Annotated in this window: 18 protein-coding genes, 1 tRNA gene and 1 pseudogene; 14 read left to right on the top strand and 6 right to left on the bottom strand. The window is 67.1% G+C overall.

Translation table 11 applies throughout. From position 1 onward, the window contains the following. Nucleotides 1-259: 259 nt before the first annotated feature. Complete coding sequence (gene carA, locus ACWPN5_RS13175) at nucleotides 260-1,435, bottom strand: glutamine-hydrolyzing carbamoyl-phosphate synthase small subunit (protein WP_014240921.1); 1,176 nt, start codon at nucleotides 1,433-1,435, stop codon at nucleotides 260-262. A 488-nt stretch (nucleotides 1,436-1,923) separates the two neighbouring features. Between carA and ACWPN5_RS13170 the strand changes: the two genes are divergently transcribed. The 4 genes from ACWPN5_RS13170 to ACWPN5_RS13155 all read left to right on the top strand — a co-directional run bounded on the left by ACWPN5_RS13170 (nucleotide 1,924) and on the right by ACWPN5_RS13155 (nucleotide 6,730). Further along, nucleotides 1,924-2,385, top strand: coding sequence for a GatB/YqeY domain-containing protein (locus ACWPN5_RS13170; RefSeq protein WP_145688743.1), 462 nt, complete (start codon nucleotides 1,924-1,926; stop codon nucleotides 2,383-2,385). 38 nt (nucleotides 2,386-2,423) lie between these two features. Next, complete coding sequence (gene dnaG / locus ACWPN5_RS13165; protein ID WP_492295762.1) at nucleotides 2,424-4,358, top strand: DNA primase; 1,935 nt, start codon at nucleotides 2,424-2,426, stop codon at nucleotides 4,356-4,358. Nucleotides 4,359-4,543: 185 nt separating this feature from the next. Continuing rightward, entirely contained in the window at nucleotides 4,544-6,505 is a 1,962-nt protein-coding gene (rpoD, locus tag ACWPN5_RS13160) for an RNA polymerase sigma factor RpoD (protein WP_145678444.1), read from the top strand. A gap of 149 nt (nucleotides 6,506-6,654) precedes the next feature. Continuing rightward, a tRNA-Ile gene (locus ACWPN5_RS13155) sits at nucleotides 6,655-6,730 on the top strand. A gap of 522 nt (nucleotides 6,731-7,252) precedes the next feature. On the opposite strand, the gene ACWPN5_RS13150 is transcribed toward ACWPN5_RS13155, so the two are convergent. The 4 genes and pseudogenes from ACWPN5_RS13150 to ACWPN5_RS13135 form a co-directional block, all read right to left on the bottom strand. Then, nucleotides 7,253-8,146, bottom strand: coding sequence for a hypothetical protein (locus tag ACWPN5_RS13150; RefSeq protein ID WP_492296401.1), 894 nt, complete (start codon nucleotides 8,144-8,146; stop codon nucleotides 7,253-7,255). Between the two features lie 23 nt (nucleotides 8,147-8,169). After that, nucleotides 8,170-8,340, bottom strand: a pseudogene (locus ACWPN5_RS13145) (helix-turn-helix domain-containing protein); the annotation flags it as partial. A gap of 17 nt (nucleotides 8,341-8,357) precedes the next feature. Then, nucleotides 8,358-9,152 (bottom strand): hypothetical protein, encoded by a 795-nt coding sequence (locus ACWPN5_RS13140; RefSeq protein WP_492295760.1) that lies wholly within the window; start codon nucleotides 9,150-9,152, stop codon nucleotides 8,358-8,360. A gap of 149 nt (nucleotides 9,153-9,301) precedes the next feature. Further along, complete coding sequence (locus tag ACWPN5_RS13135; protein ID WP_492296399.1) at nucleotides 9,302-9,562, bottom strand: hypothetical protein; 261 nt, start codon at nucleotides 9,560-9,562, stop codon at nucleotides 9,302-9,304. On the opposite strand from ACWPN5_RS13135, the gene ACWPN5_RS13130 reads away from it, so the two are divergent. The 10 genes from ACWPN5_RS13130 to ACWPN5_RS13085 all read left to right on the top strand — a co-directional run bounded on the left by ACWPN5_RS13130 (nucleotide 9,468) and on the right by ACWPN5_RS13085 (nucleotide 24,028). Then, nucleotides 9,468-9,998 (top strand): iron chelate uptake ABC transporter family permease subunit, encoded by a 531-nt coding sequence (locus tag ACWPN5_RS13130; RefSeq protein WP_492296387.1) that lies wholly within the window; start codon nucleotides 9,468-9,470, stop codon nucleotides 9,996-9,998. The genes ACWPN5_RS13135 and ACWPN5_RS13130 overlap by 95 nt on opposite strands. A 223-nt stretch (nucleotides 9,999-10,221) precedes the next feature. Beyond that, on the top strand, nucleotides 10,222-10,671 hold the full coding sequence (locus ACWPN5_RS13125) for an ATP-binding cassette domain-containing protein (protein WP_492295758.1): 450 nt from the start codon (nucleotides 10,222-10,224) through the stop codon (nucleotides 10,669-10,671). 29 nt (nucleotides 10,672-10,700) lie between these two features. Further along, entirely contained in the window at nucleotides 10,701-10,991 is a 291-nt protein-coding gene (locus tag ACWPN5_RS13120) for a hypothetical protein (protein ID WP_492295756.1), read from the top strand. A 759-nt stretch (nucleotides 10,992-11,750) separates the two neighbouring features. Further along, nucleotides 11,751-12,353, top strand: a complete 603-nt coding sequence (locus tag ACWPN5_RS13115) for a hypothetical protein (RefSeq protein ID WP_492295754.1) — start codon at nucleotides 11,751-11,753, stop codon at nucleotides 12,351-12,353. A 180-nt stretch (nucleotides 12,354-12,533) separates the two neighbouring features. Continuing rightward, nucleotides 12,534-13,238 carry a LuxR C-terminal-related transcriptional regulator gene (locus ACWPN5_RS13110; RefSeq protein WP_492295752.1) on the top strand — a complete coding sequence of 235 codons (705 nt, stop codon included), beginning with the start codon at nucleotides 12,534-12,536 and terminating at the stop codon, nucleotides 13,236-13,238. A gap of 536 nt (nucleotides 13,239-13,774) precedes the next feature. Then, on the top strand, nucleotides 13,775-13,975 hold the full coding sequence (locus tag ACWPN5_RS13105) for a hypothetical protein (protein WP_492295750.1): 201 nt from the start codon (nucleotides 13,775-13,777) through the stop codon (nucleotides 13,973-13,975). Nucleotides 13,976-14,129: 154 nt separating this feature from the next. After that, a complete protein-coding gene (locus ACWPN5_RS13100; protein ID WP_492295748.1) occupies nucleotides 14,130-16,388 on the top strand; it encodes a hypothetical protein in 2,259 nt (752 codons plus the stop codon). Beyond that, nucleotides 16,388-17,860 carry a tyrosine-type recombinase/integrase gene (locus ACWPN5_RS13095; protein ID WP_492295746.1) on the top strand — a complete coding sequence of 491 codons (1,473 nt, stop codon included), beginning with the start codon at nucleotides 16,388-16,390 and terminating at the stop codon, nucleotides 17,858-17,860. The genes ACWPN5_RS13100 and ACWPN5_RS13095 overlap by 1 nt, the downstream gene beginning before the upstream one ends. Before the next feature lie 836 nt (nucleotides 17,861-18,696). After that, on the top strand, nucleotides 18,697-22,968 hold the full coding sequence (pglW, locus tag ACWPN5_RS13090; protein WP_492295744.1) for a BREX system serine/threonine kinase PglW: 4,272 nt from the start codon (nucleotides 18,697-18,699) through the stop codon (nucleotides 22,966-22,968). A gap of 28 nt (nucleotides 22,969-22,996) precedes the next feature. Then, nucleotides 22,997-24,028: a macro domain-containing protein gene (locus ACWPN5_RS13085; protein ID WP_492295742.1), complete on the top strand. Its 1,032-nt coding sequence runs from the start codon at nucleotides 22,997-22,999 to the stop codon at nucleotides 24,026-24,028. Here the strand turns inward: ACWPN5_RS13085 and ACWPN5_RS13080 are convergent. After that, nucleotides 24,017-24,766 (bottom strand): hypothetical protein, encoded by a 750-nt coding sequence (locus ACWPN5_RS13080; protein WP_492295740.1) that lies wholly within the window; start codon nucleotides 24,764-24,766, stop codon nucleotides 24,017-24,019. The two genes, ACWPN5_RS13085 and ACWPN5_RS13080, sit on opposite strands and share 12 nt — an antisense overlap. Nucleotides 24,767-24,930 lie beyond the last annotated feature (164 nt).

Raw genomic sequence — 24,930 nt, 5'->3', positions numbered from 1 at the left:
GAATGGCGGGGGACGCGTCCGTAACCATCGCAGAGTCCGGCGGCAAAGGACACACCTTTGACGGAGCAGGGTTTTTATCGAAGGGGGTGGAAATTTCGGCCGGATCACCCATTCGGGCGATGCCGTTGCCGGGAGCGGTCCCGGCGGGGAAAAGGCGCGGGTGTGCGACGCTTCGCACGTCCGGACAAGAAAAAAGGGAGTCGCAACCGGCTCCCTTCCTCGCATCGGTCTTCGCGTCGGCCGGTGTGGCCGCAGGACGTCAGGCCGGCTGCTTGCCGTCCATCAGCGCCACGAAGCGGTCGAACAGATAATGGCTGTCCTGCGGGCCGGGCGAGGCCTCCGGATGGTACTGCACCGAGAAGACCGGCTTGTTCTTCAGCCGGATGCCCTCGTTGGTGCCGTCGAACAGGCTGACGTGGGTCACCTCGGCGTCGGCGGGCAGGGTCTCCTCCATCACCACGAAGCCGTGGTTCTGGCTGGTGATCTCCACCCGGCCGGAGGCCAGGTCCTTGACCGGATGGTTGGCGCCGCGGTGGCCCAGCGGCATCTTCTTCGTCTTGGCGCCCAGCGCCAGCGACAGCATCTGGTGGCCCAGGCAGATGCCGAACATCGGCAGGCCGGTGTCCAGCAGGCCCTTGATCGTCGGCACGGCGTACTCGCCGGTGGCCGCGGGGTCGCCGGGGCCGTTGGACAGGAAGACGCCGTCCGGCTTGTGGCGCATCACGTCCTCGACGGTGGCGGTGCCCGGAACCACGGTCACCTTGCAGCCGGCCGCGGCGAGGCAGCGCAGGATGTTGCGCTTGGCGCCGAAATCGATCGCCACGACGTGGAAGCGCGGGCTCTCCTGCGTGGCGTAGCCGGCGCCGAGCGTCCAGGCGCCCTCATCCCAGCCGTAGGTCTGGCGGCAGGAGACGTCCTTGGCGAGGTCCATGCCCTCCAGCCCCGGCCAGCCCTTGGCCTTGGCGACCAGCGCGTCGAGGTCGAACTTGCCGTCCGGCGCGTGGGCGACGACGCCGTTCGGGGCGCCCAGGTCGCGGATGCGCCGGGTCAGGCGGCGGGTGTCCACCCCGGCCAGACCGACCAGACCGTAGCTCTTCAGCCAGTCGTCGAGATGGCGGGTGGCGCGCCAGTTCGACGGGTCGGTGACGTCGGCGCGCAGGATCAGGCCGCGCGCGGCGGGGGTCACCGTCTCGATGTCTTCCGGGTTGGCGCCGGTGTTGCCGATGTGGGGGAAGGTGAAGGTGATGATCTGGCCGGCGTAGCTGGGGTCGGTCAGGATTTCCTGATAGCCGGTCATCGAGGTGTTGAAGCACACCTCGCCCACCGAATCCCCCACCGCACCGATGCCTCGGCCCTTGAAGACGGTGCCGTCGGCCAGAACCAGGACACCGGTGTAAGCGCCGGCATCGCCCGCCGGGAGAGTCGATTGAGCCATCCTTCAGACCTTATCAAGAGCCGCCGCGGGCCACAAATTCCTGCATCGCGGAACGTCGGCGCCGCGTCCCGCCCCGCTGGGCGCACGCGTCGTCGTCGGTCCGTGCCCCGCCATCCCGGCTCCTTGCGGTTCGGGTGTCTGAGCCTGGATCGATTAGTCGGGACGGGTGAGCCGGTCAACCGTATATGACGATTGGTACCCCGATTTCCAGCGGCGCGTTTGCATAATCGCCGTGCTTCACCGGTGGGGCTTGACCGTTGGAGGGGCCTTCCGACGGGCTGTCGGGGGGTGCGGGGCGGGCCTTCGGAATTGACGTGGCAATCCGGAGCAAATTTAGGAATATTACCGGTTCGCGCCGAGTTCCCCGCGCCATGCCGCGGAGGACCGGGGGCGCGGATGCCGCCGGACGGCCGTCGATCGCTTCGACACGACGAACGCCCCGGACGACCGTTTGACGAACACACCGACGAACACGAAGGACACACGCAATGCTGCGCACGCGCCTGAACGAGGCCTTGAAGCAGGCGATGCTCGCCAAGAACCAGCGCGCCGTCTCGACCGTGCGCCTGATCCTGGCCGCGCTGAAGGACCGGGACATCGCGGCGCGCTCGCGCGGTGTCACCGACGGCATCGACGAGGCGGAGATCCTGTCCATGCTGCAGACGATGATCAAGCAGCGCGGCGAGTCGATCAAGCTGTACGAGCAGGGCGGCCGCCTGGAACTGGCCGAGCAGGAGCGCGAGGAGATCACCATCATCGAGGGCTTCCTGCCCAAGCAGATGTCGGAGGCCGAGGTGGCCGCCGCCGTCAAGACGGTGGTGGACGAGATCGGCGCCACCTGCATCAAGGACATGGGCAAGGTGATGGCGGAGCTGAAGACCCGCTACGCCGGCCAGATGGACTTCGCCAAGGTCAGCGGCACCGTGAAGCAGCAGCTCTCGGCCTGCTGAGCGTGCGGTTTCCGATCTAGAACGGGGGCCTCCCGCCCATGGCCTTCCCGCCGCAATTCCTGGAAGAGCTGCGCACCCGTCTCGCTTTGTCGGACGTGGTGGGCAAGCGCCTGCGCCTGATCCGCGCCGGCCGCGAGTACAAGGCGCCGTGTCCCTTCCACAACGAGAAGTCGCCCTCCTTCTACGTCAATGACCAGAAGGGCTTCTTCCACTGCTTCGGCTGCGGGGCGCACGGCGACATCATCGGCTTCGTCATGCGCCACGACAACCTCGCCTTCCCGGAGGCGGTGGAGGCGCTGGCCGGCGAGGCGGGGCTGCCGGTCCCCCGCGCCACCGAGGAGGACAAGCAGCGCTACGAGCGGCGCAAGACGCTGCACGATCTGGTGGAGCAGGCCGCCCGCTGGTTCGAGCAGCAGCTTTACGCCCCCGTTGGGCGCGCCGGGCTGGAGTATTTCCAGCGCCGCGGGCTGGACACCGAGGGCATGGCGCGCTTCCGCCTGGGCTTCGCCCCCGGCGATTCCGGCGCGCTGCGCGGCCAGCTTCTGAAGCAGGGATTCTCGGACGAGGACATGGTGACCGCCGGCCTGCTGAAGCGGCCGGACGACGGGCGCACGCCCTACAGCTTCTTCCGCAACCGGGTGATCTTCCCGGTGACCGACCGACGCGGCCGGGTGGTCGCCTTCGGCGGGCGCATCCTGGAGGGCGACGGTCCGAAATACGTCAACACCGCCGACACGCCGCTGTTCCACAAGGGCACGCTGTTGTACGGCCTGTCGCGGGCGCGGCAGGCGGCGGCGGACGGCAAGCCGGTGATCGTCGCCGAAGGCTACATGGACGTCATCGCGCTGGTCCGCGCCGGCTTCGAGGGCGCGGTGGCGCCGCTCGGCACCGCCCTGACCGAGACGCAGGTCCAGGAGCTGTGGAAGCTGATCCCCGACGCGGAGAAGGTGCCCTTCCTCTGCTTCGACGGCGACAACGCCGGGCGGCGCGCGGCGTGGCGGGCGGTGGAGCGCATCCTGCCCCACCTCGCCCCCGGCCACTCCGCCCGCGTCGCCTTCCTGCCGGAGGGCGAGGACCCCGACAGCCTGATCCGCCTGCACGGCCCCCGCGCCATGCAGGAGCTGCTGGGCGAGGCCATCCCGCTGTCCGAGGCGGTCTGGCGCATGGAGACCGAGGGCAAGCCCACCGACACGCCCGAATCGAAGGCGGCGGTGAAGGCCGCCCTGGACGCGCGGGTCGGGCAGATCGCCGACCGCGACGTGCAGGTCTTCTACCGCACCGAGATGCGCCGCCGCGTCGACGAGGCCTTCGCCCCGCCGCCGCGCCAGCGCTACGAGCGCGGTCCCTGGGTTCCGGGCGGTTCCTGGCAAGGCGGGGGGCAGGGCGGGGGGCGCTTCGGCCAGCAAACGCGCCGTCACACGCCGGGCCTGCCGGGCCTGCGCACCGCGCCGCCGCCCGGCCACCGCCGCCGCAACCCCGGCAACCTCGCCGCTGCGCGGGAGCGCGTTCTGCTCGCCGTGATCATCAATCATCCCGAGTTGTTTGATGAGTTGGGCGAATCGCTGGGCATGCTGCCGTTTCCCGACCGGGAATTGGAGGAATTGCGCCAAGCGGTCATTGGATTGCTTGCCGAACGCCGGGAAAACGACTCGGGACTTGACGCCGCATCGCTTTGTCGCCACTTGTCTTCCGCCGGCTATGATACCATTGTCCGCTCTCTGCTCAGCGAGTTGACCTATGTCCATGCCGGCTTTGCACGCCCGGATGCGTCCTCCTTGGACGCGAAACGGGGGTGGTGGCCGACATGGCATCATCTGCATCACAGGCAGGTGATGGCCGATTTGAGAGAAGCGGAGGCGGCTTTGGCCCGTGACAACAGCGAGGCGAACTTCGCGCGGGTCGTGGCCCTTCAACAGGAGGTCATCAGGTCCGGAATGGGTATGACGGATGACGAGGATCTCGACGATGCGTAGCGGCCAGCGCCGCCGGGCATGGTGCGGAAGGGAAGGGCCGGAGGGAATGAGACCCGGAGGGGTCTGGCCGGACACGGTCCGGAACGGTTCACAACCGGTTTAAGCAGGTGCGGATCGACAGCGGGGGGCCGCTGCGATGCGCGCTATGGGTTTTTATAATGGGGTAATGCGGGGGCATCGATCGCATGGCCACGAAAGCTGCGAACAGCGTTGAAGTTTCCGAAGCCCGGGACGAGGCCGGCGACGGCCCGCTCATGGACGGCATGGGTCTTGCCGTCAAGAAGATGATCGCCCGCGGCAAGGAGCGTGGCTACGTCACCTATGACGAGCTGAACGCTGCCCTGCCGCAGGACACGTCGTCTTCCGAGCAGATCGAAGACACGATGGCGATGCTCTCCGAGATGGGCATCAACATCGTCGAATCGGAAGAGCAGGATTCGGAAGGCAACGCCAACGCCGACGGCGAGGGCGAAGGCCGGTCCGCCGGCAATCTGGACGATGACGACATCGGCCGCACCGACGACCCCGTGCGCATGTATCTGCGCGAGATGGGCTCGGTCGAACTGCTGTCGCGCGAGGGCGAGATCGCCATCGCGAAGCGCATCGAGGCCGGGCGCGAGATGATGATCGGGGCGATCTGCGAATCGCCGCTGACCATCCGCGCCATCCTCGAGTGGCACGACGCCCTCATGGAAGGGAAGATGCTGCTGCGCGACATCATCGACCTGGACGCCACCTATGGCGGCGGCCCGGACGGTGAGGAGATCCCCGAAGGTCTGGCCGAGCCGGTGGAAGCCGCCCCGGAGGAGACCGAGGAGGAGCGTCCGCCGCGTCCCGAGGGCGAAAGCGAGGAAGAGGGCGACGAGGACGGCGACAACAGCCTGTCCCTGTCGGCCATGGAAGCCGCGCTGAAGCCGCAGGTCATCGAGACCTTCGAGAAGATCAAGACCACCTACGACAAGCTGCACAAGCTGCACGAGGGCCGCATCGCGGCCATCCAGCGCGGCGAGGACGTGGCCAAGCAGTCGGACAAGAAGTACGACAAGCTCAAGACCGAGATGGTCGAGCTGATGAACACGGTGCGCCTGAACAACCAGCGCATCGAGCAGCTTGTCGAGCAGCTCTACGCCCTGAACCGCAAGCTGACCGGCTTCGAAGGCAAGCTGCTGCGCATGGCGACCGACTGCCGCGTGAAGCGCGAAGACTTCCTCAACCACTATTTCGGGCACGAACTCGACCCGAACTGGCTGGAGCGCATCCGTGGCCTGAACCCCAAGACCTGGGGCAAGTTCTACGACAAGTACGAGGCCGACATCCGCAAGACGCGCGACGGCGTGTCGAGCATCTCGGATGAGGCCAAGCTGCCGATCAGCGAGTTCCGCCGCATCGTCTCCACCGTCCAGAAGGGCGAGAAGGAAGCGAGCCGCGCGAAGAAGGAGATGGTCGAGGCCAACCTGCGCCTCGTGATCTCCATCGCGAAGAAGTACACGAACCGCGGCCTGCAGTTCCTGGACCTGATCCAGGAGGGCAACATCGGCCTGATGAAGGCGGTGGACAAGTTCGAGTACCGGCGCGGCTACAAGTTCTCGACCTACGCGACGTGGTGGATCCGTCAGGCGATCACCCGCTCGATCGCCGACCAGGCGCGGACCATCCGCATCCCGGTCCACATGATCGAGACGATCAACAAGCTGGTCCGCACCAGCCGCCAGATGCTGCACGAGATCGGCCGCGAGCCGACCCCGGAGGAGCTGGCGGAACGCCTGATGATGCCGCTGGAGAAGGTCCGCAAGGTCCTGAAGATCGCCAAGGAGCCGATCTCCCTCGAAACGCCGATCGGCGACGAGGAGGATTCGCATCTCGGCGACTTCATCGAGGACAAGAACGCGGTGCTGCCGCTCGACGCCGCCATCCAGGCGAACCTGCGCGAGACGACGACCCGTGTCCTGGCCTCGCTGACCCCGCGCGAGGAGCGTGTCCTGCGCATGCGCTTCGGCATCGGCATGAACACCGATCATACGCTGGAAGAGGTCGGCCAGCAGTTCAACGTGACGCGCGAGCGCATTCGCCAGATCGAGGCGAAGGCCCTGCGCAAGCTGAAGCACCCGTCGCGGTCGCGCAAGCTGCGCAGCTTCCTGGACACCTGAGGTTTCCGGGAACGAACGCTCCGCACGGATTGCGGCTGTATGAAAAGCGGGGGACCTTCGGGTCCCCTGTTTTCATTTCGGGCTCCGTCCCGCATCGAACGGGGTTGCATAAGTTCCCTCTTCTGGGCACATTCGGCATCCCTTGGTGGGGGCCTGTAGTTCAGCGGTTAGAACGCGCCGCTCATAACGGTGTTGTCGTCGGTTCGAATCCGGCCGGGCCCACCAATCTTTCCAAGGGTTTCCGGCAGGTCGCCGTCGTCGTCCTCGCCGTCGCGGCACGCAAGCGGCACGCAATCGCCGAACTCCGTGTTCCGGTAGAGCGGCAGGACCGCCTTCAGCTCCTGCCGGATCGCGCTCACCGTGCCGCTCGACACGCCCGTCCGCCGGACCACCTCGGCATGCGGCACGCCGGACAGGATGAGCTGCCGGACCTCCTGCCGCTTGTCTTCGCCGACCCCGTGCCGGCGCGCGCGGCCGGTGAGGCTGATCTCGATCTTGGAACCGAGCGCCGCCTGTGGGTGGTCGATCTGGACGCGCTTCAGGTGCTTGCGCACCTCTCCCATGACCTCCTCGATGGCCTCCAGAGCATCGGCCAGGAAGCCTGGCTCGTAGGGTGCGTAGATCGACGTGGTTGCGGCCGAGCCGTCCGGCAGGTGACCAAGGAACAGGCTGATCTGCTCAGTGGGTACCCGCCGCTTGCGCATCTCCCGGGCCATGCCGTGCCGGATCGAGTACGGAGTGACGCGCTCATCCAGCCCCGCCGCTTCGCGGGTGATCCGCCACATGTGGAGAATGGAGCGGATCGGCTGGTTCCGGTAGCTGACGTACCGTCCGCTCTTCCCCACCGGCTGACTGAGCCATGGGCGCAGCGTCGGTGAGACCGGGACCACCGGACGGAACTTCTTGTTCTGGATGCGGCCGGGGGGATTGAGGTCGAGAAGCCCATGCTCCGAGTTCGTGCTGTGCTGGTTCGATATCCAGAACGGCCGCTGGGCGGGCCAACGTGTTGGAGGCGATCAGCAGGAACAGCAGCATGTGGCGCGATTGCGCCGCATCGATAAGACGCGCCAGCTCCTCGGGTGTGATCGGGCGGCCTTTCGGTTGGCGCGTCCGCTTTGCTTCGGCCGTGACGGTCCCGAAGATGTGCGGGACTTCGGCCAACTCCTGCCACTTCTTGGCCCGGTTCAGCGCAGCCCGCCCGACCGACAGGATGCGGTCGATGCCGCTGGTGCCGGTTCCCCGGTTGGCCAGCCATTCACGGAATCGGCGCTGCTCGTGTGGCGTGATGTCGGCGACTGTCCGCCCCGTCCAAAATTCCTGCCAGTAAGACAGGCCAAGCCATTGCGTCCGGGCGCTCGGCAGATGCTGTGCGTGGTCGGTCCAGTAGTTCAGCAGGATGGTTTCGACGAGGACGCGATCGGGGGCGGCGTGCCGGGGACGCTCATTCTCGACGACCCAAGCCGCGAGCTGGAGACTTGCCTCCTGAAAGTCTGTTGTGCCAAGGCTGACACGGCGTGTCTGTCGCGTTCGGGGCTCGTACCAAGTACGACACCACGCGTCGTCGGCGCCGTCGCGGCCGGGCTTCTTGCTGAGCCAGTATTGTCCGATCTGACCGGGTCGGTGCTCGGGTTGCTTGCGCATGGGGAAACCGTCTGCTTCTCCAGGTATTCGCGAAGCTGCTGCATCGTATAGAAGATGCGGCAGCCGACGCGGATGTGTCCCAGCTTTCCTCGTTCCCGTTCAGCGCGGACGGTGCTCGGCTTCACCCTAAGCAGATCCGCCGCTTCACGTTCGGTCAGCAGCTGCGGGAAAGGAAGGCTGGAGTGATCGTTCATGATCTGCGGGTGCCGGGCTACGTAGTCGCGTTCTGGTGCGACAGAACGGCGCCGATCAGGTCCGGAAGGCTGGTCTGCCAAGCGGTCGACATGCGCAACATCTCTTCGAGATGAGCGATCCGCTGGAGCGCTTCGTTGAGTGCCTTGGTAACTCCTTCGTACTTTGCGGCAGTCACGAGAGCCGCTTCGAGATCCTCCCGGACGAGAAGCAACGACGTCTGGTGTGCCGCGCTCAGCCCCTTTTCGCGCTCCAATTGATCGAGAAGGTCAGAGTGTCGCAGTTCTTGCGCGTCGCGTTCCGAGCGGAGATGTTTCAGTTGTGCGATGAGATCGAAGATCTTCTCCTCGGCCGTGATGCGGCCAGACTCTTCAGCCTCGAGTTCCGCTTCAAGCTTCCTGATCTGTACGGTCAGAGGCGCTGCACGATCTTCGGCATCGCGGAGCGTGCTGGCGAGCAGCTGTGCATGCTTCTGCTCGTCCTCGGCGCGCTCCGCGCGGACGGTAGACACCAGTCCATGAAGAGACTGCTCGAACGAAGCGCGCAAAGCCTCTGCGGCCGCGAGCACCACGACGCTGACGTCGCCGCACGGGCCCCCCCGGGACGGCGGAGTAGCGGCGGACGTGTGGCCAGCCTGCTCGTCGCGCCATTCACGCATGAGGGGCTGAACATCGCGGCCGGACGCACCGACCTCCTCGCAGACCTTGCGGACGGTCGGATACTCGCCACGCGAAATGAGGCTGTGGATTGCGGCGCGAACCTTGGGGCGAAGGCTAATCTGGTTGGGGGTAAACGTGTTGGCGGGCACGGACATAAGGGCCTCTCGTCGTTACCCATCGTCGGGCCCCGGCGAATATCGCCTCTTCTCCGCGCCGATCTACGGCACAACGTCACTTTTATGCAGAATTTTTTACCTGAGGATCGATGATCCCCGGACCGGTAACGTGACCAGCGTTACCAACGTTACCCCTTGACCAAATGGGGATGGCCGTCCACGCCAACAAACCTAGCGACCTCCTGGTGGGATCGCGCCCGCCAAGGTGAGGCGCCCTTCGCGCTGGTGCTGGGCGCGATGCTTGTCCTGCTGCTGGCGGTGATGTGCGTCGCCGTCAGCACCGGCGCCTGTCCGGTGGCGCCCGGCGAGTTGGCGGCGCTGCTGTGGGCCAAGGCGACGAAGAGCGAGCTGCCGGTGCCGAAAGCGGTCGAGACGGTGATCTGGGACATCCGCGGCCCGCGCGTGCTCGCCGCGCTTCTGGTGGGTGCAGGGCTCGCCGCGTCGGGGGCGGCGTACCAAGGGGCCGCTCTGCAACCCGCTGGTCTCGCCCGGCATCCTCGGCGTCTCCTCGGGGGGTGCTCGGCGCCGTATTTGGCATCTTCACCTTGCTGCCGTTGCTCGTCATGCAGACCATGGCCTTCGCTGGCGGGCTGCTGGACAGCCTGTCGGCGGTCAACCGCACCGACCTCGCCGCGCTTGCGCCGCCGGATGGCGGTGGCGCCCGTGCCTCTGATGCTGCTGCGCTGGCGCCTGGACGTCATGACGCCGGGTGACGAGGAGGCCACGTCATTGGGCGTGTCGGTGCGCATGGTGCGCACCGTGGTGATCGCTGCGGCGACGCTGATGACCGCCGCCGCGGTGTCGGTTAGTGGCATCGTCGGCTAGGTCGGGCTGCTGGTGCCGCACCTCGCCCGGCTGCTGATCGGCTCAGCCTTCGTGCGGCTACGGCTGCTGTCGATGGCGGTGCTGCTGAGCGCGGCCTGTCTGCTGACGGTGGATCGCTGACGCGCGGCCTGGGGCAGGTCGAACTGCCGCTGGGCGTGATGATCGCGGTGATCGGCACGCCGGTGTTCCTCTGGCCGCTGGCCTTCGGGCGGCGCATCTGGTCATGACCGCGCGTCTTACCATCAAGAAGTTGGCGTTCGGCTACGGCGAGCGGACCGTCGGTGCCGGAGTTGGCTTCGCCGTCGAGGCTGGTGAGGTTCTGTGCCTGCTCGGCCCCAACGGTGGCGGCAGAACGACGCTGTTCAAGACGATCCTCGGCCTACTGCCGCCGCGCGCCGGCCGCGTGCTCGTCGATGGCGACGACCTTGGCGGTTGGGGACTGCGTCGGCGTGCGATGGCGTTCGGCTACGTGCCGCAGGCCTGTGCCGGGCAATTTCCCTTCAGCGTGCGCGAGATGGTGTTGATGGGGCGCACCGCCCACCGGAGCCCCTTCGCCGCGCCGTCGGCACGGACCACTCAGCGGCTGCGGAGGCGCTCGACCGGCTCGGCATCGGTCCCCTGGCGGAGCACGACTGGCTGCGCATCAGCGGCGGGGGGCAGCAACCGGCGCTGATCGCGCGGGGGCTGGCCCAAGCACCGCGCGTGCTGGTACTCAACCAACCGACCGCCAGCCTGCTGGAGCAGGTGCGGCGGCTGGCGCGGGAGGGCGGTTGGGCGGTGGTGTTCTCGACCCACAAACCCGAGCAGGCCTTCGCCATCGCGGACTGTGGCGCCCTGCCGCAAGAAGGCCGCCTCGCCCGCCTCGGAACGCCGGACGCTGTGATCACCACCGCTATGATGCGCGAGGTCTACGGCACCGAAGTGGACGTGTTGCCGGTCGGCGACACCGGTCTGCGCGTCTGCGTGCCCAGGGGGCTGCGGTGCCGCGCCTGAGCCGTAGCGGAACAGCATCACCCCGTCGCCGGGAGGCGTGCGGCGACCGAGGGCGCCTGCGCCAGCGCCGGCCAGTCCTCGCGCACCTGCGGGTCATCGGCCAAGCGCGCCAGGGTGAGGGTGGTGCAGAGCATCGGGCCGGACGCGTCGACATGCTGGAGATCCCGTCGTCCGCCGAACGCGCCGCCGAGAGGACGGCGGGAACTTCGTTCCCGGTTCCGTATGTACAGAGTTCTTCTGTTCCGCCTACCTTGGAGGCGGCTCCAATCCTAGGCCGAATCGTGATGACGGGGTGAAAACTACGGGGGCATGGTGTCACGTGTGCGGCGATCCGGGGTGGAAATTACGGGGTTGCTGGGTGCGAAGTACGGGCTCGTGGGGTGCAATGTTCGGGCTTGATCGGTGCGAAGGAGTCTGAGCCGATCTGGCGCTTGCTATGGTGCAGGTGTGACGCGCAACCCGTTGAATCGAAACCTTCATGTTGCTGCGTTCGCATTGCATTCGCTAATGCATTGGCATATTTAACAAATAAATATTGTAATAAACCAAGGCGCAGCACGCCTCTGCGCGGCTCCGTCGGGAGGGAACATTAGCTTCAGGTCCAGCTGGCTCGTGGTGCTCCGCTGCGGCGCCGATCTCTGCCGATGAGAACCAAATGGAAGCTGTCGAGGACAGCCTGGGAGGCCGCGCGCCGGGTGGCGCGGCCTCCCAGGCTGTCCTCGACACGAGGTCGCGTCGGAAATCCTAACGGAGCTACCGATGAACTCTCTTTCGCAAGCGCTGGCCTGCAATGATTCCGTGCACCTGCTCTTCGCTCACGGCGTGTATCGGGTCGACGGACGGGCCGTCAACCCCAGCGACCCGATCCACGCCGGGGCGATCCGCTGGGTGCGTCAGCTCGCGCAGGTTCTCCCCGCTGATCTGATCGCGCTCGAAGCTCTCGTGCCTCCCCACGCGTCTGGGAAGCTCGATCACCAGCGCCTTCGGTCCCGTCTCGTCAATGGTCCGGCGACGCTCCGAAGGTTCGCCCCGCTATGGATAGACGGCAACGATGTGAAGGCCCGCGCCGCTGCGACGCTTGTCGTACCGGTCTCGATGGGACCTGCGGTCGTGGTCAGTACGAGCGTCGAGGTCCGCGCCGCTGACCGTGCACCGCTGGCCATCGACAACGTAACCATTGCTGCGGCAACTGGGGCAATCGACGACGCTGTTTCAGCGGCTCTGCTCGGTGAAGCCGCATGGGTGCTGGCGTCGGGAATTCATGGGCTCGTCTTAGAGTTCTGCGTTCGGCGGCCCGATTCACCGCCTCCGTGCAGCCTCCCGCCCCAGGCCGCCCGATCACCATCTCTCCTCGTGACCTGATCGAACCTGCCGGTGGACGCGGGCGCGGCGTCCACCGGCAAGCGAACAGGCTGCTCTGCGCACGCATCAAGCTTCTTGGGATGCGCGGCTTCGGCCGCGGTGTCGAGCGCGGCAGTTGACCTCGAGACGGTCACCTCTCGTCCAAGCATCCCGCATCAATTTTGTCCGGGACAAGCACCCATGCCATACGACATCACAATAGATACGACGGCGCCAACTCTGGCGGCGCCGTTCCCCCGCGCGGCCGTAATCAGCGCCGACCACCTCTGTGGCCAGGGTGTCGCGCGGCTGATCGAACGGGCAGTCGCTCCGAGTCACCTCGATGTCTTCGACTCGCTGTGGTCGATCGACCGCACGACTGATTACAGACTCGTCGTGCGACAAGTTGCAGACCTCGACAGCGATGTTGAGTTCGAAGTCGCCCACCTGCGAACGTTGCGTAGTCCGCCGGTGATCGCGCTTGTCGTGCCGCCGGAGGCCAGCGGGAGGATCACCACCCTCATCTCATGCGGCGCCGACCTTCTCCTGTCCGGCCGCGAAACGCCGCAAGCGCTGCAGATGGCACTTGCCGGAGTGGCGGCCGGGTTCTGTGTAGTGTCGCCCGGTGTTGTACGATCCACGCCGGCCGTGCCGCTCTCGGCCGCGGCGCACAGTACAGCAACCGATCCGTTCACCAGCGAGTTGGCGCGCCTGACGCCGCGCCAACGTGAGATCGTTACGCTGGTCGCCAGCGGCCTTCCGAACAAGCTGATCGCGAGGAGGTTGGGAATCAGCGAGGGTACGGTCAAAGTTCATTTGACAACCATACTTCGTAATTTTGCGACAAAAAACCGCACCGAACTGACCTGTCGATTTTTGAAATTAGGAATTCTTGCCGTAGAATAGATCGGTGCGACTTCCACCGCTGACCGGCGCTGAGGTGCCGCATGGTGCTCTGCCGTGGCGTCGCGCTTGTCGTGGCCACGACCGTAGAGGCACGACAATTACCGACCGCGCCAGCCCTACATCGTCGGCGCATGCCCCGACAACACAATAATGGCCACGGCGCCGAGAGCGAAGACATCCGCTCCCGGCGCCGTTATCACTATGGCAGCGCCCTACGCCTTTATTGCATCGCATAATCATGATTAGAGAAACCCTAGTACAAATGGCGAAGGCCAAAATAAAACTTGCTCAATTTGTTGTTTTCTGCTTGCAGAGGTGAGCGGAACCGGCAATCTTTTCTGGTGTCGGCCGGAATACGGCGATGCCCCCTCAAGGCCGGCCGAACACCAACCCGATATGGATTCTCCATGAACGCAAGCCATTGCGCCCGGCGCCCCCGCGTGCCTGTTCCCCTCGTGCCTGACCCGACTGTGCTGCCGCCGCCGATCCCGGCACGCCAGAGCAACGCTTCCCCGCGTTGGTGGACGGTGCGTCACGTGGCTCAGCGCCTGCATGTTGTGCCGCGTACCATCCGCAACTGGATCCTCGTCGGCACGGCACCGGGCGATGCCGATGGCAACGTCCGACTGCGCGCGACGCGCTTCGGCAGCGTGTGGCGCATCCGCCCTGAAGACGTGGTGGCGTTCGAAGCAGCGGTGGCCCGCGCGAACGGCCTGGACGGCTCCGGCGAACCGTGATTTCCGCTCCGCCGTGCCAGCTGGGGAAACGGTCCGGAACCACATGGTGTTGGTGACGCTGGCCCGTTGCCCCAGCTTTCCGCGCGATCCCCCCGGTTTCCTCCGCTTCCCCCAATACCCCACCGTTTTCCCCCAGCCAGCGGAAAATCTCCCGATGACGTCTCCTTCGCCCAGCCCTGCGGCCCAGGTGCTTGACGAGTACTGCCGCACCACCGGCGTGTCGATGCGCGCCCTCAGCCTCAAGACCGGTCGCGGTGCCAAGCTTGTCGCGGACATCGTGCACGGCCGCTCCCGGCAGCCCGATCGCCCGACCCTGGAGGCGCTTGCGGCGGCAACAGGCCTTGCGATTGAGACGCTGCACGGTGGCCCGCTGACGGTGCCCACCTACCCGTCGAAGGCTGCCCGCGCGCTGGCGGAGTACTGTGAGCGCACCGGCATCGCCCAAAGTACCCTCAGCCTCGCCGTCGGCGGGAACTCCAATCTCGTCAACGACATCGTTCGTGGCGCGTCACGTTTCCCGCAGCCCGCCACGTTAAAGGCGTTGGCAGAGGCGACCGGCATCCCGCTGGTCAATCTGATGGAGGACACCGCGACGCCGGCGCCGTTGGGGCCGACGCTGCAGGACGCCCTTGATGCAGTCGCAGCCTCGACGCTTCCTCCCGCCACCAAGGATGAGTTGCGCCGAGATGTCGGGCGCTTGGCCCGACACCTGATGCGGCCTCCTTCGGCCGTTCCTGCGCTCGTCACATCGCTGCGTACGCTGCTGACGGGCCCCAAGGCGCCGCGGGTCGGCCAGTCCCCCGAACGGCAGAGCAATTTCCGGCGCAACATCGCACGGGCGGTCGAACTGATCGGCAACCACACGCTCTGGCAGACGGCGCGGTATCTGCCGGAAGACTGGCACCGGTTGCTCGCGCTGCTGCCCGACGACCACCGTCGCGCCCCGCTCAGCCGGTTCATCCGCTTCGGCGCGAGCCAGGGCAGGATGCCGGGGGATGTGGACGACGCGCTGGTGGCGGACTACTGGCAAGCCCTGCAGACAACGGGTCCCCTCGGGCTTGACGACGCGGCCATCCGCCGACGGTTTGCCGAAACCATCCGCGCCTGGAATCGCGCCGTCGAGCAGCACGCCGTGAGCGGCTGGCCGTCCGTCCGGCTCACCCCGTTGCCCGACGCGCGTGTGGTGTTCCGGACGCCCACCAGCGCGCTCGGCGCGCTGCTGCAGGAGTTCGACCAGCGCTACAGACCATGGGCTCTTGGCAAGTGCGGGCGCGACGGGCAGTCCCATGCCCACGGCGCCGCACGAGGCCGGTACGCGGATCCCGACCCCGCGTGGCGTGATCGGCCGCTGGCGCCGCGCACCATCGAGGAGCACCGCAACATGGTGGTGCTTGCCGCCAAGACGCTGGTCGACAACGGTGTCCTGCTCGCCGAGGTGGCGTCGATCGCGGCGGTGGTGACGCCGGAAGCGGTGACCATGACGCTTGCCGGCATCGAGGAACGCTTGGCGCAGGCCGAGGGCCGCGACATCGCTTTCGAGGACTCGACCTACTCGCTCACTGTCGCGCGTGTGCTGCGGACCATCGCGATCACCTGGGGCGGCGCGACGCCGGGCGACATCGAAATCCTGACCCGCAGGGTGCTGCAGGCCCATCCGGGTGCTCCCGGAGCCAAAGGCCAGCGCCCAACGCCGAAGGGCATGACCGAGCGCAACAAGGTGCGGTTGCGGCAGTTCGACGACGCCACCATCGCTGCGTTCTTGCGGTTGCCCAGCGTGCTCGTCGCGGAGCTCGAAGCCGAGCGCAAAGCCGCTCGTGGCAACGTTACGCCCGACATGGCTCGGCGGATGCAGATTGCCATCGCGCTGCTCCTGCTGCGGATCGCGCCCGTCCGTCGCCGCAACCTCGCCAGCGTTACCATCGATCACATCGTCCGCGACGTTGGTGGACAAGGTGCTCAGTTGCAGTTCGCCGGGCACGAAATGAAAACAGGTAAGCCGTTCGCGCGCACGGTCTCGCCGACCCGCCTCAAGGTGATCGACCTCTACATCCGCCATTACCTTCCGGCCGTGCGGGCGGCCGGCGACGACACCAACCCGCATCTATTCCCCTCGCCTGTGGTGCCGGGGACTCATCTGGTCCCGGCCCGTCTCGCCGCCCGCGTCTGCGTGGTCATCCTCGAGCGGCTCAATGTTGTCATGCACCTGCATCTCGTCCGCCACCTCATCGGTCGCATCATGCTGCGCGCCGACCCCAACAGCCTTGCAGTCGTCTCGGCCGCGCTCGGACACGGGAGCCTGCAGACCACCCGCGACTTCTACGCCGAAATCGATCCCGACATGGCGGGGGAGGCGATCGACGCGATGCTTGCCGGTGTCCACGCCGATGCCGGCTCTCCGAAGCGGAGGGCGTGATGCGACGCTGGAGCCTTGATCCCGTGGCGTGGCCGCCCGGCCATCGCGCGGCACTCGAAGCCGTCGGCAGAGCCGCGGCCACACGGACCAAGCTCTTGTCGGTGTACGGGCAGTGGCTCGGCTACCTGCACCGGCAAGGGCACCCCTTGGACACCGCACCCACGCGCGACGGGGTCCAGGGCTTTCGAACGGATACCGCAGCCCGCACTACGGACGGAACGGCGCTCGACTACCTCGCGCTTCTTCTTCAGGCTGTTGAGCGTCTGTACCCCGAAACCGACTGGCTGTGGTTGGACAGGCTGATTGACGGTGAACGCCGGTCCCGGCGCCCGCGCCCGCCACGGCAGGACCGACCTCCAAAGCGATCAACGAACCAGTGCCTGCGATTGGACGACTGGCCCTCCATCCTGCGCCAAGCGTGGCTTGCGGCGCAGCGGCGGGCGCCGACGCGTTACGCGGACAACGTAGGAGTGGCAGCACATTGGAGCCCGGCGTTTCGCCGGCGCATCGAGACCGCCCTCGGAATGCTCCTGGCCTGCCAGCGCCGTGATGGGCGGTCCAGCGCGATCGATGCAGGTCTAATCGATGTCTTCATCGCTGATTTGCGGAGCCGCATGCTCGCGCCGTGGTCGGTGCACAGCCACGTCGAGGCGCTGCGGATCGCTGCCGTGTGCGTGATCGACCCACGCCGCGACTGGGGCTGGCTCATCGGCGTGGAACGCCGACTGCGGGTTGAGGCAATGCGTGCTCCCGATGCCAAGCGTAAGGCTGCACGCCGGGTGTCGTTGCAGACGCTCGCTGCCCTCGGATACGCGTTGCTCAACGAGGCGCGCTCGGCACCCCATTGGGGGCCGAACGAGGCGGTCCGTTTCCGGGATGGCCTCATGATCCTGGTCCTGACGTATCGAGCGCTGCGCCGCGCCAATCTGCTCGCGCTGCGGATCGGCACGACCCTCATCCTTGATGCCAGAGGCGCCCGTGTCCAATTCGCGGCGGCGGCGATGAAAGGCCGCCGCAGTTTTGGCGTGCGGATCGATCCCCTGCGCCCGCTTATCGACGAATACCTGAGGGACTGGAGGCCTCGCCTGGGTGTGCCGTCGGAGGAGCCGATGCTCTGGGCCGCACGGCGCGGTGCGCCCCTGTCCGCCAGCGCATGTAGCACGCGGATCGGCGATCTGATTGAGAAGCGTCTGGGCGTCCGGATCTCACCGCATTTTTTCCGCGACCGCTTGGCGACCACGCTGGTGGAGGATCGGCCGACGGACGGAGCAGCCTTGGGAACGACGATGCTCGCGCACTGTGATGGTGGGGTTACAGACCGCCACTACCGTGCATATGCGGAGAGTCTCGTCGCGCAGGAGGCTGTCGAATTGGTGCTTGGCGGGTACGCTGATGACGACGACCTGATGAGCTCGCTTGGTGGGACCAAGAATCAAGACGACGCGGCTGGCGTCCTCGGGCTTGGGCGTTAACAATCTATGGTTGTTAACGTGTGTAACCTTCCGTGAGATCGTGTCCCATGGAGCGGAGGCGCGTTTGTTCGCTGAAGGGGGAGGACAGGATGATCTGGACCAAAATCAGAAGCTGCGGCGGTCTTTTCTCCGACGAGAGCGCCCAATGCGGCCCCTGGACGCTCACGCTCTGGCAGTCGTGGCGGGGCTGGGGATGGTTTGCGTCGGCTCCCGGAAGGTGCTTGACTGACGGGATGGAGAGCACACGGGACGCGGCGTGCGCAGCTGCGGCCGCGGCGGTCCTCAGCCGGGCGGCCGATGGCGACCTGAGTGCGCACGAGCGTGCCGCGCTGACGACCATCTCTCATGGAAGTCAATCCTTGGCCCGATGCCTGCGATGAGGTGGGCGGATGGAAGTGCGGACGCGATCGGTGAGCGAACTTCCGGCGGAGGTGCGAGACGCCCATCGCTGATTGCTTGGGGGGCGCTACGGTGGGGTGCCCCCAGGAAAGCCAGCACGTACCACGAACGCCTCTCGTACCTTGCTGTGGCACACGGAATCGTTCTCCCCTCGGCCGGCGTTGCGGAATGCAACGGCGTTTATCGGTGCGCCCGCTGCATCCGTCAGGCGCTCGGCGGTGGCCATATCAGCGCGCATGTTGCGGCCCATTGCGCCGTGGGCGTCGCAGTAGGGTGGCGCCCACGGAGCCGGCCCCTTCTGCTGCGCGTCGTGCGCAACGCTATCATCTCCAATGTGTCCAGTTTCTCGGCTAGGGGATTCTGAAGAAGCGAACGGACACCTCTTGCCGATCGTCGATTGATCCCAGCGCCGGGTGTATGCGCCCGTGGTCACTCCCATGCTGGCACCGCTGACGCGGCACATGGATCGGGGGCGGGCGCCTCGCCCCAGGATCTGGACCTACGGGGATGCATGCTGCATCCTGCGGTCGTGTATCGAACGAGGTGCCCTGATGGCAATGAGCGTGCAGCGGTGGTCGGCGATTGCAGAGTCGCCGTTTCCTTGGGAACGGGAAGCGCTCGAGTACCTGCGTGAACGTCTTCCCGACCAGGAACCATGGCACGCATGGTCGAACGTCGAGTTCATTGACGATGAGGGTAAGGTTAATGAGGTAGACGCGCTGATCCTGTCCCCGCAGGGGCTCTTTCTCGTTGAGATCAAGAGCCGCCCCGGCCGGTTGGATGGTGATTCGCATACCTGGACCTGGACGACGGACGGTCGTCGTCGTTCCGACGACAACCCGCTGATCCTGGCCAACCGAAAGGCGAAGCGCCTCGCCTCGCTGCTCAAGCGCCAGAGTGCAGTCGTACGAGCGCGGCTGCGTGTGCCCTTCATCGAGCCTGTGATCTTCCTGTCCGCCGCCGACCTGGCTTGGCGTGTGGATTCGGCGTCAGCCCAACGCACCTTCGGCCGGCGCCCTTCCTCCCATGGCCAGGGTATCATCAACGCGCTGACGGCAGGCCTTCCTTCGGCGGCACTCCGCGCCCCCGTGGATGCCGCGCAGGCGCGGATGGTCTGCCGGGCGATCGAAGAGGCCGGCATTCGTCCCTCGCTGCGCGACCGCCGCATCGGGGATTACGAGTTGACGCGCATCATCGCTGAAGGCGATGGCTGGCAGGACTGGGAGGGGCGCCACGTGTCCCTTGGTGTGCCGCGGCGCGTCCGGATGCACCCCTACACGGCCGCCGCAGGTGAGGAAGCACGACGGGCGCTCGGCCGCTTGGCCGCGCGGGAATTCCAGATCCTGGAGGGCGTCGACCACCCCGGTGTTCTCAAGGTGAGGGAGTACAAGGACACCGACCGCGGTCCGGCGCTGATCTTTGATCACGACCCGAAGGCGATCCGGCTTGATTTCCTCATGCGCGAGCACCTGGAACGCATGGGTGTGGATCTGCGGCTCCACATCGTCCGCCAGCTTGCCGAAACCCTGAAGCACGCCCACGCCAAGAGACTGTACCACCGGGCTCTGTCGCCGCAGAGCATCCTCGTGCGTGACGTCGAACAGGCCTACCCGCGGCTCCAGATCATGAACTGGCGGACGGCAGCCCGCGACGCCTCCACCTCCGGGACCGCACACGTCACCGCCGGCACGGTGCATCTGGAGGACTATGTCGAGGACCCGGCCAAGGTCTACATCGCGCCGGAGGCGCTGCGCGGTGGACCAGAGTCTGGACCGCACCACGATGTCTTTTCGCTCGCCGCGATCGCCTATCACCTGTTCACCGGGCAGCCGCCGGCCGCCTCGCCGCTGGACTTGGCGACGCGCCTCCGCGCCGGCGGTGGTCTGCGCGTGTCCGATGTCGTCGACGGAGCAATGCAGAGCCTCGTCGATCTGATCCGCCTCGGCACCCACCCGGAGGTGGCGAGCCGCATCGCGTCCATGGACGAGTTCCTTGAGTATCTCGCGGACGTCGAACGCGATCTGCAGCAGGGGACGCCCGAAGCCACGGTCGATCCGTCCGTCGCAAAGCCCGGTGACCGGCTGGAGGGAGGCTTCACCGTGATCCGGCGCCTCGGGCGCGGCGCCTCCGCCGACGCCCTGCTCGTCCGCTGCGAAGACGATCCGGAGGAGTCGGTGCTCAAGGTGGCGGTGGACACGGCCCACAGTGACCGGCTCCAAGGCGAGGCGGCAGCTCTGGCCAAGCTTCACCACACCAACATCGTCACGGCCAAGCGCACCGTGGCGGTGGCCGGTCGCGCGGCCATTCTGCTGGAGAACGCCGGCACGCAAACCCTGGCGCAGCATCTGAGGAACCCCGAAGGATTGTCGCTGGACCTGAAGCGGCGCTTCGGCGAGGAGCTGCTGAGCGCGGTCGACCACCTCGAGCAGAAGGGCATCGCCCACCGCGACATCAAGCCCGACAACATCGGCATCACAGAAGGGCGGGAGCGCAAGCGCTTGGTGCTGTTCGACTTCTCCCTGGCGCGCACGCCGGCGGACAACATCCAGGCCGGAACGCGCCCCTACCTCGATCCCTTCCTGAGCTTGCGCCGACCGCCGCGCTGGGACCTGAGCGCCGAGCGCTTCGCCGCCGCCGTCACTCTGCACGAGATGATGACGGGCATGCTCCCGTCCTGGGGCGACGGACAAAGCGATCCGGCGCTGATCGATGACGAGGCGACGATCGAGTCCGGGCGCATCGACCCGCATCTGCGCGAGGGGCTGACGGCCTTCTTCGACAAGGCGCTGCGCCGCGACCCGCGCGAGCGGTTCGACAACGCCGAGGACATGCTGCGGGCATGGCGCCGGGTGTTCGACGAGGTGGTGACCAACCACGGCGACGAGGACAGCTTCGACGCCATGGCCCGCCGCGCCACCGCGCAGACGCCCATTGCCGATCTCGGCTATGGCGTCGAGGCACAGGACGTCCTCGACCGCATGGGTGTGCACACTGTGCGCGACCTGCTCGCCGTTCATCGCCGCAGCATCCGTTATCTCCCCAACGTCGGCGACCGCATCCGCAAGGAGATCCGGCTGAAGGCCAAGCGGCTGGCCCAGCTCCGCCCCGATCTGGTGCCGGGCGCGTCGGCCCCCACGGATTCGGGCGCGGCGCTGGACCCCGGAGTCCCCAGCATCGACCGTCTCGCCGAGCTTCTCGTCCCGCGGCGCCCACTCGGCGACGAGACGGCGGAGGATCGCGTGCTGGCCGTCTTCCTGGGGCTGGAAGCGACGGAGCCGCCCCCGGTGTGGCCCACCGTCGGACAGGTTGCCGGCCACTGCGGGATGGCCCGCACCGCCGTCGCCGCCGCGCTGACGAAGGGGCGGGAGCGCTGGCACAAACAGCCCTGGCTGACCGCGCTGCGCGAGGATCTCCGGACGCTCCTCCGGGCCCACGGCGGTGTGATGACGGCGAAGGAGCTGGTGCTCCAGGTCCTGGCCATGCGTGGCTCGGCCCTGACCGAGGAGGACGAGCGCGTGCGGCTCGCCGGTGCGGTGCTGCGGGCCGCCACCGACGCGGAGGGGGCGTTGGCAGAGCCGCGCTTCCTCGTGTTCGAGGACGAGGCGGCGCCACTGGTCGCCGAGACTCTGGACTTGGCGATCCACGCCCAGACGCTGGGCCGCACCGCTGACGCCCTCGCCATGCTCGACCCGCTGGCGCCGCCGCAACGGGTGCTTGAGGACCTGGAGGTGCTCGGCTGGCCCGAAGCCTCGCCCCGTCCGGCGCCCAACCGTGTCCGCGCGCTCGCGGTTGCGGCGTCGCGGCAGGCGGCTCTGTCCAGCAAGGGCGAGGTCTATCCGCGCGGCATGCCCGCGGACCGCACGCTGAGGCTGGCGGCTGGCTCGCTGCTGGGACCGCGCGTTCTGACCGAGGCGCAGGTGCGCGAGCGCGTGCTGGGCCGCTATGCCGAGGCCGCGCCGCTGCCCGGCCGGCCGGCGCTCGACCGGTTGCTGGAGGACGCCGGAGCAGGGCGCGTGTGGCTGGACAATGGCGAGGAAGGGGCCGGCTACTACACCGACCAGGTCAGCCTCGGCGCCTCGACCGGGGTTAGCTCGATCCACCGCCTGATGACGGACGGGCCGGCGGTCGAACAGACCCCGGAGGTCACCGCCGCGCAGCACCTCGAAGAGAAGATGGCCTATGCCCTGCGCACCGGCGGGTTCCTGGCGCTGACCGTCGACCCCCGCCGCTACTTGGATGCCGAGCGCGCGCTGCTCGACCGGTTCCCCTTGCAGCGGGTCAGCGTGGACCGCCTGCTTCTCGACGCCATGCGGGCTGAGGCCGCGACCCGCAAGGTCGATTGGTCCCTGGTGCTGCGCGCCGACTCCGCCGACCCGCAGAGTCGCGACTGGACGAACCTGCAACGCCTGATCGGCTTCGCCGCGCCGAAGGTCGAGCAGGCTCTGCGCACGTCCACCACGCCGCTTCTGCTGGTCGATTGCGGCCTGTTCGCCCGCTACGACCTGATGGACCGGCTGCAGACCCTGCGCGACGCCTCCGGAACGGCGGGCGGGCCGCCGGGGCTGTGGCTTCTGCTGCCGCTGCCGGACGGCGGTCTTCCGACCATCGCCGGCAGGGCCGTGCCGGTTATCGGCAGCAGCCAGTGGGCGCGCATTCCGACCACCTGGATCGTCAACGCCCATCGTGCCGGCACCCGGCCGGCGGCGTGAGTCCGCAACATCGGAGGAATGGCAGCGCATGGAGCGGCTCAACGAGGTCTTCATCGACACCTTCCGTGGCATCCGTTGCGTGGAGTTGCTTCACGGCGACATCTGCGCACTCAACGAGCCGACGGATGTGCTCGTCGTGTCTGCCTTTGCCTCCAGCTACATTCCCACGCAGGGGACGGTCGTTGCAGCGCTATGGGACCGCTATGGCCTCTCGATGGAGGAGTTGGCGAAGAACCCGCAGATCGATCTGCGCGAACCTTTGGGTTGCTGGATCTCGCGCCCGCTGAGCGGCCTTCCGTTCCGGCGGATTCTGTGCGTCCTTGGGAAGAGCAGCCGCACGCCGCCCGAAGGCGAGATGGAACGGCTGGAACAGCGTATCCTCGCCATCTTCAAGGCCGTCGCCGTTCTCGAAGCCTGGGACGACGGCTGCCGCAGCCTGGCGATGCCCTTGCTCGGCGCCGGGCGTCAGGGGCTTGATCCCGCCAAGGCGGCTGCGGCTATCATCCGGGCGGCGCGGTCGGTGCTGGCGCATTCCCTGGGCCTTTCGCGTGTGCGCATCATCGAGAAGGACTGGGACAAGGCCCGACTGCTCGGTGGCGCGCTGGACGCCGAGCTTGGGCGCGTGCGCATCGCGCTGGGGAGTTCCGGCCTTGCCGACCAGGTGCGCCACCTCGTGCACCAGCAGATCGATCAGTTGGAGGACCTGGACGACCATGCGGACCAACTCGTCAGCGAACTGGCGCAAATTCTGAATCCGGACCTTACGTTCGTGCGGCTTGGAGCGTGGTGCCGTCACTTCTGCGAGTTCCTGGTGGAGGAGCTTTTCGGCTTCCAGGCAGGGAGTGGAGGTGGAGCGTCCCTGGCCGCCCGCATCCAGGCGCTCGACGCGCCGGAGTGGGAGAAGACAGCCCTGCATCTGTTGCGCGCTGCCGGCAACATGGCGTCGCATCACAATAAGGCGGCCAGTTCGCCGGACGGCAACGACATGGTCCTGGTGCTGCTCGCCGTGCATCAATGCCTGGGGCGTTGGCGCCGCCGCCGGGGAGGATCATCCCAGTAGCGTTGGCTGATCCTTGAACCGGTCGAAGTCGAGGCCGCTGCCGCGGTAACTCACGTCAGCCAGGAAGCGGGCATGCTCCTCCTCGGCCGCCGACGCGCGGTCGGCGCGGCGCGGGTAGGCTGGTCCGGCGTGCAGGGTGACGCGCCATCCGGTTCCGGCAGCCGCGAGGGAGGCTTCGGCGAGTGCTGCATCGGCGGCGTCGAAGACGCGCACCTGGGTGTCGGACGACAGATCGACGCCACCCAGGAACAGCACCTCGAGATCGCCGTCGCCGGACGCCTGGAGAAGACCGCGGCATTCATCGGCGCCGCGGGCGACCGGGACTCGCAGTCCGTCGCGCAGCCAGCCGTGTTTCGGGCCTTGCTGGAACGAGCGGTTCCGGTTCCGGGCGATGTTGAAGCGGCACAGGTGGAGGTCGCGCGCGGGCAGGTGACCGATCACTACCCGCAGCTCGGCGTGGGGGAAGCCGCTCTCCAGCTTGGATCGCAGAATGGGCGGCAGCGGGCGCGCCGAGAGATGGACGAACGACTCGAAGCCGCGCGTCACATCCACGCTGTGCGACGTGCTGCGAAAGTGCCCGGTGTCGTAGCCGATGGCGAGCAGTTCGCGCTTGCTGCTCAGGCGGCGGCAGCGCGCAATGGCCGGCAGGTAATGGATCGGCGTCGTGTGGTAGGCGACGGTCAGGCCGATGTCTACCACGAGCCCATCGCCGGTCGCATCGCTAATTTCATCCTCCATCGACGGGCTTGAACGAGGGAGCGGTGGCGGGGCGTCTATCCGTCCTGCACAGCGCGGCCTCCCGCCAATCCACAGGCGCCGGCCCGGTGATGGAAGGGCTTCGCCACCTTCGAAAGGGCTAAGGAATGTGGTAAGGGTTCGGCCCTCGTTCTGCAACTCCTGGA

The sequence above is a fragment of the Azospirillum sp. UENF 211521 genome (genome assembly GCF_058780535.1).
Note: the sequence above shows the minus strand (reverse complement) of the source record. Positions and strands in the feature narration are given on the sequence as shown.

Bases quoted from the DNA above. Each gene is read 5' to 3' on its own strand.
- pglW (WP_492295744.1), top strand. From the start codon at position 18,697: ATGCTGGCACCGCTGACGCGGCACATGGATCGGGGGCGGGCGCCTCGC.
- dnaG (WP_492295762.1), top strand. From the start codon at position 2,424: ATGGCCTTCCCGCCGCAATTCCTGGAAGAGCTGCGCACCCGTCTCGCT.
- ACWPN5_RS13115 (WP_492295754.1), top strand. From the start codon at position 11,751: ATGAACTCTCTTTCGCAAGCGCTGGCCTGCAATGATTCCGTGCACCTG.
- ACWPN5_RS13100 (WP_492295748.1), top strand. From the start codon at position 14,130: ATGACGTCTCCTTCGCCCAGCCCTGCGGCCCAGGTGCTTGACGAGTAC.
- ACWPN5_RS13080 (WP_492295740.1), bottom strand. From the start codon at position 24,766: ATGGAGGATGAAATTAGCGATGCGACCGGCGATGGGCTCGTGGTAGAC.
- ACWPN5_RS13170 (WP_145688743.1), top strand. From the start codon at position 1,924: ATGCTGCGCACGCGCCTGAACGAGGCCTTGAAGCAGGCGATGCTCGCC.
- ACWPN5_RS13095 (WP_492295746.1), top strand. From the start codon at position 16,388: ATGCGACGCTGGAGCCTTGATCCCGTGGCGTGGCCGCCCGGCCATCGC.
- ACWPN5_RS13125 (WP_492295758.1), top strand. From the start codon at position 10,222: ATGACCGCGCGTCTTACCATCAAGAAGTTGGCGTTCGGCTACGGCGAG.
- ACWPN5_RS13110 (WP_492295752.1), top strand. From the start codon at position 12,534: ATGCCATACGACATCACAATAGATACGACGGCGCCAACTCTGGCGGCG.
- ACWPN5_RS13140 (WP_492295760.1), bottom strand. From the start codon at position 9,152: ATGTCCGTGCCCGCCAACACGTTTACCCCCAACCAGATTAGCCTTCGC.
- rpoD (WP_145678444.1), top strand. From the start codon at position 4,544: ATGGCCACGAAAGCTGCGAACAGCGTTGAAGTTTCCGAAGCCCGGGAC.
- ACWPN5_RS13135 (WP_492296399.1), bottom strand. From the start codon at position 9,562: ATGTCCCAGATCACCGTCTCGACCGCTTTCGGCACCGGCAGCTCGCTC.
- ACWPN5_RS13085 (WP_492295742.1), top strand. From the start codon at position 22,997: ATGGAGCGGCTCAACGAGGTCTTCATCGACACCTTCCGTGGCATCCGT.
- carA (WP_014240921.1), bottom strand. From the start codon at position 1,435: ATGGCTCAATCGACTCTCCCGGCGGGCGATGCCGGCGCTTACACCGGT.
- ACWPN5_RS13150 (WP_492296401.1), bottom strand. From the start codon at position 8,146: ATGCGCAAGCAACCCGAGCACCGACCCGGTCAGATCGGACAATACTGG.